A 12170-nucleotide genomic window follows, 5' to 3' on the forward strand; every position below is an offset into this window, starting at 1 on the left:
GAGAGCCTTATCTTTGAAACCTTCGGCGACGAACCAACCACTGGAATTTAGGAACACAACGGAAAGAGGACTTAACCTGGATACCGTGCACGAGCGTATTCTTCATTTCATGCGTCTTGACCCCGTGGCAACCTATAAATTCATAATAGGGACGGATTGTCAGGTACACACAGGTCATACGAAATTCATTACCGGCGTAGTGATCCAGCGGCTAGGGAAAGGAGCGTGGGCATGTTATCGTCAAGTCATCGTACCAAGAGCGCTTCACTCCATCAAAGAAAAGCTTTCGATGGAAACGACGTTAAGCGAAGAGATTGCGATGTATTTTGACGAAAACAAGCGATTAGATATGGAAAATATTATTCTTCCTCATCTGTATCAAGGTGCCACTTTCGATATGTTCATTCATATTGATGCGGGAGATGATGAGAATAGAAATCGGACGGCAAAATTCGTCCAAGAAATGGTGAGACGGGTGGAATCTGTTGGTATGGTGCCGGTCATTAAACCCGATTGCTATGTTGCATCCGCCTATGCGAATCGCTTCTCCAAGAAACCTTATCGACCCCTTTATGAAGACAATGAGGTGTTCGATGGCAGTTTATAAGCTGGGTTATGAACCGTTAGCTCGAATGGTCAAAGCGATCTTGGGAGCTAACGGTTTCGTTTTTAAGGCAAGGGTATGATGTGTTTCTACTTGAAAAAAGGGTTTCCGCGTATTCTTAGCGAAGTATTGCTGAATAATGATTGTAGCATTAGGGGGGACTCCATGAGCAAAACGTTTATTATTGAAGCGGTGATGTTAGCCGTGCATGGCCAGCTCATGCTGCCATCAAAGCCTGTGACTTATTTGATTCCATATACGACCATTCAAGAATTATATGAGCTGCATAGCAGCCCTGAACCTATTATGTTAGAGCAAGAAGATGATGGCTTCGTCAAACAAATGATTGGTGAGCTCATTGCATTTTTTGAGGAATCGTTTAATAAGAAAAAAATAGAAAAAGCTTTGTCCATACCATGGGGGAAAAGCCCGCCGTTACCAATAAATGAGCATGTCACATTGAAAATTGTTTATGCGATTGATAATGAAGCTTATGGCGACCAATTTGATCCCATCGAAACGGAATTGATATTGACTTCGATTAAAGAACAAGCTGTACTATTAACGGATCAATTTGATTTTATTGAACGATTAGTGGAATTTGCCATACCTGTTGAGGCTTTCGATGTAGAGGATTTTGAATTCGCGGTGGAAGGCGACAACCAAGTATAAGAAGAGGAGCTGAGTCAGGGTATTATGCGAGTCATTGAAAAAGAGGAACAGTTAGCATTACTCCCTGCTAATTGGTTCGGGGCCCAAACATGGACGCTTCGTGTTGGTGCAGGCGGGATGAATAATACAACACGATTCGTTGAGGTGGAGGGTCGTACATATGTTCTAAGGCTGTACGAGACACATCGTGACCGGAACAAAATTATGTTTGAGCATAGCGTTTTGCTTCGTTTAGCTGAAATGAAGGAGGAGCTTCCTTTCGAAATTCCGATGCCACTAGAGTTACCAACTGGGGGAACTGTGGTGACGTTAGGGGATGATGATGAGGGAAAGCTTGCTGCCTTGTTTACTTTTACAGATGGTCATAATCCAATCGAATTAGGTATAAGTCAACTGCAAGAGATGGGGAAAGCAGCAGGACAATTATCTGCTTCCTTAGCCAGGATTTCAATTACAGATAAACCGGAGTACGCTCCTTACTATGAAATAGAACATATTCATCCTAGCTGCAAGCCAGATGCGATTCGAGCGTTTGCGCTGCAACCGCCAGAGCCTTTCATCGCACAGCAGGACGAACTTGCTTATATATTTAATCGATACATGGCCTTGTACAGCGCAATACCAACGATTCGTCAGCTTCCCCATCAACTCGTTCATGGCGATATTAACGGTTCCAACATGCTGGTGGATGACAAGGGCCGTTTTGTAGCCATTCTTGATTTTGAATTTGTAACCATCGATGCGAGGGTTATGGAACTTGCCGTTTGTTTATCCGATCTAATTGATCCGATGCTTCCCGAGGATAGACTCAGAAGGAATAGCAAAGCATTCTATGACGGTTACCGTCAATTTGTCCAATTATCACAAGAAGAAATCAGGATATTACCTTTGTTAATCGAACTTCGTAGACTAGATGTTTTCATTCATTTCCTAGGAAGATACTTGGATGGGGTAGATCCACAAGGTGTGTTGGTCGATATTATTGGCAATACCTATGAGAAAACGAAATGGCTCCAAGAGCATAATACCTTACTTCGTTTTGATCTGAATTAATCCATAAAGCGTGCCATACTAACCTTAAGGTTAGTAAGACACGTTTTTTTCAGTTCTTTTTTTGTTGATAGGCTTAAACTATACTGGTACATAGGAAGCAGGATATTTGTGAAAACTTTAGTGAATACATAGGTTTCTTGCCAAATAACAATGTTACTTAGAATTATGAAGGAGGATAATCATGGTCTATCAAGCAAGTTCAACACGCTATGCAGAAATGAAATATAATCGTACTGGGAAATCAGGGCTTAAGCTTCCTGCTATATCACTCGGCATGTGGCATAATTTCGGGGGGTTAGATTTACATGAGAACGGAAGAGCCATGCTGCTTCGTTCATTTGATTTGGGGATTACACACTTTGACTTAGCGAACAACTATGGGCCGCCACCAGGATCAGCAGAGGAATTAATGGGTCGTGTGCTTAAAAGTGACCTCGGGGCTTACCGCGACGAGATCATCATCTCGACAAAATCGGGTTACCACATGTGGGAAGGTCCTTATGGTGAGTGGGGATCCAAGAAAAACATGGTGTCCAGTTTAGATCAAAGTTTGAAAAGAATGGGCCTAGATTATGTAGATATTTTCTACTCTCACCGACCAGATCCGAACACACCGTTCGAAGAAACAATGGCGACGTTGGATTTAATCGTACGTCAAGGTAAAGCGCTCTATGTTGGACTTTCCAATTATACGGCTGAGCAAACCAAAGAAGCTGCTTCGATTCTTAAAGGTTTAGGTACTCCACTTCTTATTCACCAACCTTCTTACAGTATGATGAATCGGTGGATCGAGGAGGGCTTACAAGATGTGCTGGATGATTTCGGTGTTGGAAGTATCGCATTTTGCCCACTTGCTCAAGGCTTGTTGACGAATAAATACGTGAACGGGATTCCTGCGGATTCAAGAGCCGGCGGAAAGAGCCAATTCCTGAAGGAAAAAGACATCACAGAAGAAAAGCTTAACCAAATCATTCAATTGAACGAATTGGCGAGTTCTCGTGGTCAAAGCCTCGCGCAGATGTCGCTGGCTTGGGTACTTCGCGGCGAACGTGTTACGTCAGCATTGATTGGTGCAAGCCGCGTGTCACAAATTGAGGAGAATGTGGCTGCACTTAAAAATCTGGAGTTTGCTCCGGAAGAATTGGCAGCAATTGAGAAGATCTTGAAGTAATCTTTCAGAATCAAGGGATTATCAGAGAAGATTTGAAACATACTACATAGTAAAATTGAATTGCATGGAACAACGCAAACCATAGGGGATTATTCCCTTATGGTTTGTTTTATTTCGAGATTAGCAACTTTTTATGTGGTTTCTTCGTTAGTAAACTGTAACTAAATCGATTAGAGGAGATTACTATGAAAATATACAAAAGAAAAACAACGATATATACTTTGATTTTGTCGACAATGCTCTTAGCAACAGCATGTTCGTCAACACAAGAACCGGCGTCCAATACGACGACTCCGAGTCCTAGTTCGTCACCATCACCGACCACTACACCTGCAACAACTTCAGTAGCGAGTCCAACAGCAAGTCCTTCTGCGGCTCCTACTGCTTCAACAGTGCCTTCGTCATCTACAAGTGCTAGTACGGTATCTAAGCAAATTAAAGATATGTTTGAGCTTGCCAAATCAGGCAAAGTTAGCGGCATTCCGTTTGCAGCGAATACTGGACTTACCGAAGATGTCGAGAAATTGTGGGGAAAGGCAGATAAGACCGAATCAGCGGGTAGTGGCATTTACGCGACCTACTCCAAGAAGAATGCTGTTATTGGCTATAATAAGGGAAGTCAAATCATAGATATTCGCTCGAATGATTCAAAGTTGCACACGTTGACGTTAAGTCAGATTGAACAAGCTTTAGGCAAACCGACTGACACCAAAGTCAATGGTGATGATACCATTTATATTTATAAAGCCTCACAAGAATTTCAACTCAAATTTATTATTCCTAAATCCTCTGGCAAAGTAGATCATATTTCTGTATTTGATACCGTTCACTCTATCAACAACATGGCTGGCTGATTAATGAAATAGCAGTGCGCGCGTGGAGTAATTTGAAAGGGTTAAGACTCCGCGCGCTTATCAATCGCTTCAGACATCGTACGATCGGTGAGATGCGCATAGATTTGCGTGGTCTCAGGGGAAGCATGGCCGAGCTGCTCTTGCGTTTTGTACAAGTCGTTCTGTAGGTAATAGTCGGTAGCGAATGAGTGTCGCAACTTATGTACAGATAAATACGGCTTTCCAAACCTTTTGGCGTATTTGATCACAAGCTCTTGAATTGCTCGTTTCGTCATACGTTCGCCTTCTTTTTTGCCATTAGCCATGGCAACGAAGAGGGCTTTTTCTTTTTTGGCTGGCTTGTACCGGGAGGTGCGGATACTCAAGTAGTCCGTGATGGCTTGAATGGCATCGAGACGAAAGTAGACCGGCGTTTTGAACGTATCGTCATTTTTACCTTTGCGATACACATGAACGAGCTTCAATTTCATGTCGATATCATCGACGTTTAAGTTGAACACCTCGGATACACGAAGTCCTGAATTTAGGATTAGTGTGACGATACAGGCATCTCTGACTTTATTTAACTCATAGGCATACAGTGCTTGTTTATTCGTTGCGACATCGTGCTCATAGCCTTCCTTCACATAAGCAATGAACTCGGCAATTTCTTCTTCTTGCAGCAACTTGCCTTCGAGCTTCGCCGCGCTGTCTTTGGCCTTGTGCGCACGCTTGATCTCCACCTTCGCCATTACATTTCGTTTCAGGAGCGGGTAGAAGTTATCATCTTCGGCAATTTGACTCAAATAATGAAATAAGGAACGCAGCGCAGACAATTTGCGGTTAATCGTAGTTTTACCATTAGCTTGTGCTTTACGAGTTGCAAGGAACATGCGAAAATTATTAACGCTGTCCATATGTAGTCGCTCTAAGTCCTCCAGGGGAACTTGATTCATTACAGTCGCCGTGCTTAATCCTTCGGCAAGAAGCCAGGATAGGAAAATTTCATAATCACGTACATATTCAAGAAGCGATGAAGGTGAAAGATCAGGGAGCTTATAATTAATAAATTTCTCGATATACCAAGGCATCGAAGGGACTCGTCGATCTAACTCATGGCGGTCTTTGACTTTAATAATATTCATACGGTTCACCTCATAAGCGTCTTGCTGTTAGTATACCAGTGGATTCCCTAAATTGGTAGGCATCGAGATCAAACTATTTGGCCTCCATAAACGTCTTAGCTACAACATGATTCAATTCTGATTAACCGCGCGGTAAAAGGAGCGTCATCAACGATATGACTAAGAATAGGAAGCTAGAAACCGAACTAATTACCTGTATAACGGAGCAAAAGGAGCATGTATATCGTCTTGCCTATAGCTATGTGAAAAATCAAGAAGATGCACTTGATATCGTACAAGAGGCGATTCAGAAAGCTTTTGCTGCCGCAGATTCATTGAAAAGCCATGTGGCAATTAAAAGCTGGTTTTACCGAATTGTCATCAATACTTCATTAGACTTCTTGCGTAAACATAAGAAACTTACTGTTATGGATGATGTGACGATGGAAGCGATAACGCCTGGCAGTGAAGATGCCTATACGAATATTGATTTGGAGAGAGCGTTAGAAGATTTACCTACCATGTATCGCAGTGTGATTACGCTTCGCTATTTTGAAGATTTGAAGATCGATGAAATTGCGGATGTGTTAAAAGAAAACACGAGTACGATCAAGACTCGGCTCTACCAAGCACTTAAGCTTTTACGGATAAAAATGAACGATGATACGCTTGTGGAGGTAAACTAACCATGGACGAGAAGTTAGAACAAATGAAACAAACCTATATGGACATACCCATTCCTGCAGAACTCGATTTCATTGTCAATCAAGCGATAAATCAACATAGAAAAAAGCCTAGGACTAATCTGAAATGGATGACCGCAGTCGCGGCGGCAGCTATCGTATTTGTTGCGGGTCTTAACACGAGCCCAGCTTTCGCTCATTCGTTAGCAGATATGCCCGTCGTTGGCAAACTGATCAAAGTGCTGACCTTCCGCGAATACTTGTATGATGATGGCGCACATAATGCAAAAGTAGAAGTCCCCATCATCACGAATTTGGATAATAAAGTGTTAGAGGAATCCCTAAATACCAAATACTTGGAAGAAAGTAAGAAGCTCTACACGGATTTCATGTTCGACATTGAGAAGATGAAAGCTAGTGGATTAGAGGGACATCTTGGGGTAGATAGTGGTTATATTGTAAAAACCGACAATGATCAGATCTTAGCGGTGGGCAGATATGTTGTCAATACTGTGGGTTCCTCGTCCACAACCTTCCAATATGACACGATTGATAAGAAAAATCAGTTGCTAATCACCTTACCGAGCTTATTTAAGGATGAAGGATATGTTCAAGTGATTAGTGATTATATTAAGGAGCAAATGATACAACGGATGAAAGAGGACCCAGCTATAATTTATTGGGTAGAGGGTGTTCCAAATGATGTGAAATTTTATTTTAGTTCCATAAAAAAAGATCAAAGCTTCTATATCAATAAGGATGGCAAGCTTGTCATCGTGTTTCAAAAATATGGGGTTACACCAGGTTACATGGGGACACCAGAATTCATCATACCGACCAATCTTTTAGCTGATCAGTTAAGTACACATGCTTATCTTTTGCCCGAATAAAAAAGGACTAGGTTGCCTACATTAATTGGGTATGCAAAACATCAGCTGGGGGTATTACCATGCCGCAACAAAAGGAACTTGGTTTAGCACAAATCAAAGATGTTGCTCAAAAAGCAGAGCAAGCAGCAGAGCAAACGCTGCAAGTTGCACAGCAAATCTATTCGCAAGCTACGGCTGCCGCTCTCACTGAGGCTGAGCAGCAATTAGAGGATCTTCAAACTCAAATTAAGCAAGCGCAGCAGAAGACGGAAGATCTGAAGCAGGAAATTAAATCCCAGAGTGAGTCTACACAGTCATAGTATCTGAATGAAGCTATACTGCGACCCCACTTTCGTGGGGTTGTACAACTTGCAGGAAGATAGAGGAGGAGATATAATGCCGCGACGTCGTAATAGTGGTCCGCATACGATTGATCCGAATAAAGCTATGATTCAATCCGTACATTATGAAAATGGAAGTATTGGGGCTGTTCAATTTCAAAATGGCCAAGTGGTCGATGTCCAGACAGCTATTGAGATGACGGAAGCCGATTTAATCGAAGATGCGAATACGGGGGTAAATCGGAAAGGCGAGAAAACCTTACGTTCCTATCCGGATGGAGATCCAAGCAATAATTTATCGAATTTACCGCGATTTTAAAGGATTTGAAAAGCTGTTTACCATTCATATGGTGAACAGTTTTTTTGCATTTTGCATTAAAAAAGCTGCTGAGCGTCTCAGCAGCTTTGAATGCGATTGCAAAATTATTTTTTAAAATAGCCTCCAACATAATTGTAGAGGACGCCAACTACACCGATATAATAGGCGATTTTGATAATGAAATCGGTATGATCTAGCGGCATCATGTTGGAAAGTAAGAATAATGGGAACACAAAGTACAAAAGGTCTCTCAAGTAATTTGTAATCGTAGAACTGGAGAACGTGCCTGATGAGAACGATTTGAACAAATCTACTACAAAGCTAAGACCCATGACTCCCAAGACAAGCCACATTGCATAAAGCATTAAACCCGATAGTGTAAGTGCCATGTCTGATTCACCCCCACATACGAAGATTTGCTTTCAATCTATCATATGCGGCAATGTGACAAGTCGTGCTAAGTAGTCGGAAATTTTTGTGATTATGTGTGCATCGTATTTCGGAAGATATGAGGGGAGACGCCTACATACTTTTTGAAAATACGCGAGAAGTAGAAGACATCTTTATAACCCAGCGAGTCGGCAATTTCCTTTACGGAATTCGTCGTATTCAACAAAATATTTTTGGCTTCAGCCATTTTCATTCTATGCATATAAGTGTTTAGCGGATAACCGGAATAATCACTGACGACTCTGCGAAGGGTAGAAAGTGAAATGTGATGTCGTTTCGCAATGCTATGTGCATCAAAGGGTTGATATAACGAATCACTGAGCTCATTGATAAGATTGATGAACTGCCCCGACTTCGTTGTTTCCGTTGTGGCTTCCGCCCGCTGAATGAATTCAAACAGTAACGACTCAATAAGTAAAGCTGCTCGATCAATATTAGCAGGAATGCCACTTTCCATCGCAATGAATATTCGCTCAATTCGATTATGCTGGGCAGCATCTTCATAACCAACCTGTTTCACTTGATCTAAGTCTGTCAACCAACTGTTCTGCCATTCCTTTACTCGGCTGCCTTCGAGCGTAAAATAATACTCATCCCAGAAGCCTCCGGGATCAGGGCCATATTGATAAACTTGATTCGGCCGGAAGAAAAATAGACTGCCGCTCTCCACTTTTTGAACTGGTCCGTCATTGACTCGGTAAGTTCCCTTGCCTCCTGCGATATATACAATGGCAAAGCTCTCGAATGTGGCATGTCCGCGAAACATAATCCGCCCAGGCAGATGTCCGACATGTCGAATGAGGAGGGATTGCAGCTTCAATTTACTAGCATCGATTGGTAAAGTAATGATTCGAAGTGGATAAGGACTTATTGTATCGTCCATGAACCTGGGCATAACATACATTCCTTCCGAACTGACTCCGTGATATGATGATGAAAGTTAAACCGCATAAACTTTCGTATATTTTCATTATAAGGGAGAATCTATGCCTACGTAACTAGTTTATAAAAATTCGTTCAGAAAGAGTGGACAACATGACGACCGCATTAAAACGACTATTATGGATGAGTATAAGTTCTGGCATTATTTTTAACTATATGGGCATATTTATTAATCTTTTTATTTGGGAAAAAGGAAATCAAATCTTCGACGTTGCGTGGTTTAATCTCGTTATGTTTCTAGCTTGGGGAGTGGCTTTTATGTACGGAGCCAATCTTCTATCTAAGTTTACGATTGGCTCCGTGATGCGAGTTGCTGCCATAGGGGCAGGCGTCACATTTGTTCTTCTATCCTGGGTGCATTTTGAACCGAAAATCCTTTATATTTCTTTGATCGCAATTCCCGTGGGGCTTACGAACGGTTTGTATGGATCTGCGAATAATATGGGCATCTCGCTTTTCGGCAAAGGGAAGGAGTTTACCGTATTTTTTTCTGCAGTCAATGTGATTGGTCAGTTGATTTCTTTCCTTAATCCATTACTATTTGCAGTGATTATTAAGTGGATGGGATTCACTGCGTCCTTCTTCATTATGTTCATCTTCATCGCACTTATGATTTTCACATCGTATTTCGTTCCACCTATTTCTTTAAAAGAAGCGAATGAACCTGTTTTTCGTAAGTTCCGCTTGGGCCATGTATTTGCAACACCACAATTGAAATGGATGATTCCTTCGCTTGTTGCTGGCGGTTTTTTCATTCAGTTTCAGGGGATATTCTCACTGATCTTTACCTTTTCAGTCACACAAGATAAGCTCAACATTGCATTGCTCCAAATCATGTACACATCGTTCACGATTGCTTGTGTGTTCATTTATCGTATTTTTAGTCGTACACGAGAGATTAGTGACAACAAATGGTTAAGCTTTGGCATGGCAGCCGCGGCAGCAGGTTTCTTGTTAGCGTTATTCCCGACTCCTTTGATTCTGATTCTTTCCAACATCTTAACGACGATCGGATTGTTCTTCTTCTCTACAATTTGGAGTTCCCGACAATTTCTTGTGACATATCAATTAGAACCGATTCATCAAACAAGAGTAATGGTATGGCGGGAACTTATCCTTGTTATTTCACGAATGTTTCTACTGGCGTTGATCCTCGGGATTCAGGACTTTGATGGATACGTATTTAAGGCTGTGATGATCTTTAGTTTCTCAAGTGCCTTGTTAATCCCCTATTTTTCGAGAAAAAGTGATGAATCAGCTGTGAGGACGGTTATGAAAGGCGTGGAATCTTAGGATTCCCGCTTTTTTTGTGTTTGATTTCATTTAATGAGATAAAATATTAATGGCATTAATTAAATATTATGAGTAAAATCCTTCATCGAGATGGGGTAGATGGGGAAACTATGGTATAATGAATCACATTATGGCATGAAAGCAGGCGACTTACGCAGCATGAATGGACAAAATCGGAAAGATGTAGTACCTGGCAGAGAAGTGAACATTGTGTTAAAGCAAGACCAACGAAGCGGGAAACTTACACGCGGGATCGTGAAGGATTTATTAACGAACTCACCTACACATCCTCATGGTATAAAAGTAAGACTCACAGATGGCCAAGTCGGTCGGGTGAAAGAAATTATTACGCCGTCCAATTGACGGAACATGGAGGAGAATAGGGGATGGCAAAAGCGAAGGTAGCGAAACGGCCAACACGCGATGAATTCGTATTAGAAGAAATCGGGAACCAGTTGTCGGAAGCGAAGATGGAGAATTCCGAGATTGTTTTAACGGTTTGGGGGCGCGAGGAAACGGTGCGAGGCACGATCTCGACGATGGATTCACGTACGGGAAGAGTACATATGGATTGTAAAGGCGAGCTGGATAAGGTGCCGTTCATGGATATTATGAAAGTGGAGTATCCGCGGGATTAATAGAAAGGACAGCTTGAAATTTAACCCATACGCTTATTTTTTACTTTTGTATGCAGCGGTTGTTACGCGTCTGGCTATGATAGTAAAGAATAAGCGATTTTTTCACCCCAAAAAATTGCACTAAATCTATATTTAACGCAATTTAGTTTGAAACGGACGGAGTTTACTAGCATGGACACTAGATTCACATATGATGACGACTTTTTGGAGCTTTTTGACACTTGGATGAAAGATCAGGGGTTCACGAAACGAACACAACAAGCGTACCTGGGAGATGTGCGTTTATTTCTGACGAGCCTTGGAGAGAATGAGTTGTCTACGATTGAAGCAATTGATATCATGCGCTTCTTGACGAAGATGCGACAGGGTGGGGCGGGAGATGCCGCGCGGAATCGCTACCTCTCATCGATCCGAACATTTTTCTCAGCACTCATTGAATTGCAGATAGTGAAGAACAATCCTTCTATCGCAGTCAAGAAATCGAAGGTAGAAAAGAATTCGGTTCCGACATTTCTGAGTGAGGAGCTGCTTTCCGTCTTTCTACAATCCATCGAAGGGAAATATCAGATTCGCAATGTAGCCATGTTCCTATTAATGAGCTATGCGGGCTTACGGGTCAGTGAGCTTCATCGGTTAAATATCTCCGATTTTAATCGCGGCACGAATTCATTAATGGTTCTAGGGAAAGGTCGCAAGTGGCGTGTCATCCCGCTTCCCAGTGAAATCGTACATGTGCTTGAGCGCGCGCTTGTTGAGCGACTGGAGGCGAGAAGTGGGAGCGAGCAGCCGTTCTTTGTATCCCAATTCGGTCGGCGTATTAGCATACGAATGATTCAATCGATTGCTGAGAAGCAGTTCGAGCAATTGAAGGGGCGATATATGGAGCTGCAAGGGAAATCTTTCTCGAGCCATAAGTTGAGGCATACATTTGCAACGATGCAAGTGTTAGCGGGGACGGATATTCGAACTCTGCAAGAGTTGCTTGGACATGCCAGTATTCAAACGACCCAAATATACACACATGTAGGGGATAAACAAAAGCAGGAAGCCATGAATCGTGTATCCGCATTTATTCCAGTCGGAATGGGGATCTAAGGGTTAAGTTGTCATAATTGGCTAATTCGGAGCATAAAAGGGATTGAGGGAGAAGTTCCTTTTTTCACACAATGTCATTGGTA

At 42.1% G+C, this 12170-nt stretch carries 16 protein-coding genes; 13 read left to right on the forward strand and 3 right to left on the reverse strand.

What is annotated here, in order from left to right; genetic code table 11:
- The first annotated feature begins 13 nt into the window (after positions 1-13).
- From ASL11_RS33615 to ASL11_RS33635, 5 genes are all read left to right on the forward strand, one after another.
- On the forward strand, positions 14-607 hold the full coding sequence (locus ASL11_RS33615) for a ribonuclease H-like YkuK family protein (RefSeq protein WP_235550655.1): 594 nt from the start codon (positions 14-16) through the stop codon (positions 605-607).
- Between the two features lie 162 nt (positions 608-769).
- Entirely contained in the window at positions 770-1276 is a 507-nt protein-coding gene (locus ASL11_RS33620) for a hypothetical protein (protein WP_056625174.1), read from the forward strand.
- A gap of 24 nt (positions 1277-1300) precedes the next feature.
- Positions 1301-2329 carry a phosphotransferase enzyme family protein gene (locus tag ASL11_RS33625; RefSeq protein WP_056625177.1) on the forward strand — a complete coding sequence of 343 codons (1029 nt, stop codon included), beginning with the start codon at positions 1301-1303 and terminating at the stop codon, positions 2327-2329.
- A gap of 181 nt (positions 2330-2510) precedes the next feature.
- The gene (mgrA, locus tag ASL11_RS33630; protein WP_056625182.1) at positions 2511-3500 is read left to right on the forward strand and encodes an L-glyceraldehyde 3-phosphate reductase; all 990 of its coding nucleotides are present in this window, start codon (positions 2511-2513) and stop codon (positions 3498-3500) included.
- Between the two features lie 185 nt (positions 3501-3685).
- Positions 3686-4354 carry a YjgB family protein gene (locus ASL11_RS33635; protein ID WP_056625186.1) on the forward strand — a complete coding sequence of 223 codons (669 nt, stop codon included), beginning with the start codon at positions 3686-3688 and terminating at the stop codon, positions 4352-4354.
- Between the two features lie 41 nt (positions 4355-4395).
- Here the strand turns inward: ASL11_RS33635 and xerS are convergent, their stop codons facing one another.
- Positions 4396-5478: a tyrosine recombinase XerS gene (xerS, locus tag ASL11_RS33640; RefSeq protein WP_056625189.1), complete on the reverse strand. Its 1083-nt coding sequence runs from the start codon at positions 5476-5478 to the stop codon at positions 4396-4398.
- Positions 5479-5633: 155 nt separating this feature from the next.
- On the opposite strand from xerS, the gene ASL11_RS33645 reads away from it, so the two are divergent.
- The 4 genes from ASL11_RS33645 (at position 5634) to ASL11_RS33660 (ending at position 7669) form a co-directional block, all read left to right on the forward strand.
- The gene (locus tag ASL11_RS33645; protein ID WP_056625192.1) at positions 5634-6143 is read left to right on the forward strand and encodes an RNA polymerase sigma factor; all 510 of its coding nucleotides are present in this window, start codon (positions 5634-5636) and stop codon (positions 6141-6143) included.
- 2 nt (positions 6144-6145) lie between these two features.
- On the forward strand, positions 6146-7030 hold the full coding sequence (locus tag ASL11_RS33650) for an RsiV family protein (RefSeq protein WP_056625195.1): 885 nt from the start codon (positions 6146-6148) through the stop codon (positions 7028-7030).
- A 59-nt stretch (positions 7031-7089) separates the two neighbouring features.
- Positions 7090-7329 (forward strand): hypothetical protein, encoded by a 240-nt coding sequence (locus ASL11_RS33655; protein ID WP_056625198.1) that lies wholly within the window; start codon positions 7090-7092, stop codon positions 7327-7329.
- A 76-nt stretch (positions 7330-7405) separates the two neighbouring features.
- Entirely contained in the window at positions 7406-7669 is a 264-nt protein-coding gene (locus ASL11_RS33660; protein ID WP_235550656.1) for a DUF3892 domain-containing protein, read from the forward strand.
- Positions 7670-7773: 104 nt separating this feature from the next.
- Here ASL11_RS33660 and ASL11_RS33665 read toward each other — a convergent pair whose 3' ends face one another.
- Entirely contained in the window at positions 7774-8058 is a 285-nt protein-coding gene (locus ASL11_RS33665; RefSeq protein WP_056625201.1) for a hypothetical protein, read from the reverse strand.
- 92 nt (positions 8059-8150) lie between these two features.
- A complete protein-coding gene (locus ASL11_RS33670) occupies positions 8151-9014 on the reverse strand; it encodes an AraC family transcriptional regulator (RefSeq protein ID WP_063795768.1) in 864 nt (287 codons plus the stop codon).
- Positions 9015-9154: 140 nt separating this feature from the next.
- Between ASL11_RS33670 and ASL11_RS33675 the strand changes: the two genes are divergently transcribed.
- The 4 genes from ASL11_RS33675 to ASL11_RS33690 all read left to right on the forward strand — a co-directional run bounded on the left by ASL11_RS33675 (position 9155) and on the right by ASL11_RS33690 (position 12087).
- On the forward strand, positions 9155-10354 hold the full coding sequence (locus ASL11_RS33675; protein ID WP_056625203.1) for a hypothetical protein: 1200 nt from the start codon (positions 9155-9157) through the stop codon (positions 10352-10354).
- A gap of 159 nt (positions 10355-10513) precedes the next feature.
- Positions 10514-10717 (forward strand): YwbE family protein, encoded by a 204-nt coding sequence (locus ASL11_RS33680; RefSeq protein ID WP_056625563.1) that lies wholly within the window; start codon positions 10514-10516, stop codon positions 10715-10717.
- A 23-nt stretch (positions 10718-10740) separates the two neighbouring features.
- Entirely contained in the window at positions 10741-10992 is a 252-nt protein-coding gene (locus tag ASL11_RS33685) for a YolD-like family protein (protein ID WP_056625207.1), read from the forward strand.
- A 171-nt stretch (positions 10993-11163) separates the two neighbouring features.
- Entirely contained in the window at positions 11164-12087 is a 924-nt protein-coding gene (locus ASL11_RS33690) for a tyrosine-type recombinase/integrase (protein WP_056625211.1), read from the forward strand.
- Positions 12088-12170: the final 83 nt, after the last annotated feature.

The sequence above is a fragment of the Paenibacillus sp. Soil750 genome, from assembly GCF_001428045.1.
Lineage (GTDB): Bacteria > Bacillota > Bacilli > Paenibacillales > NBRC-103111 > Paenibacillus_E > Paenibacillus_E allorhizoplanae.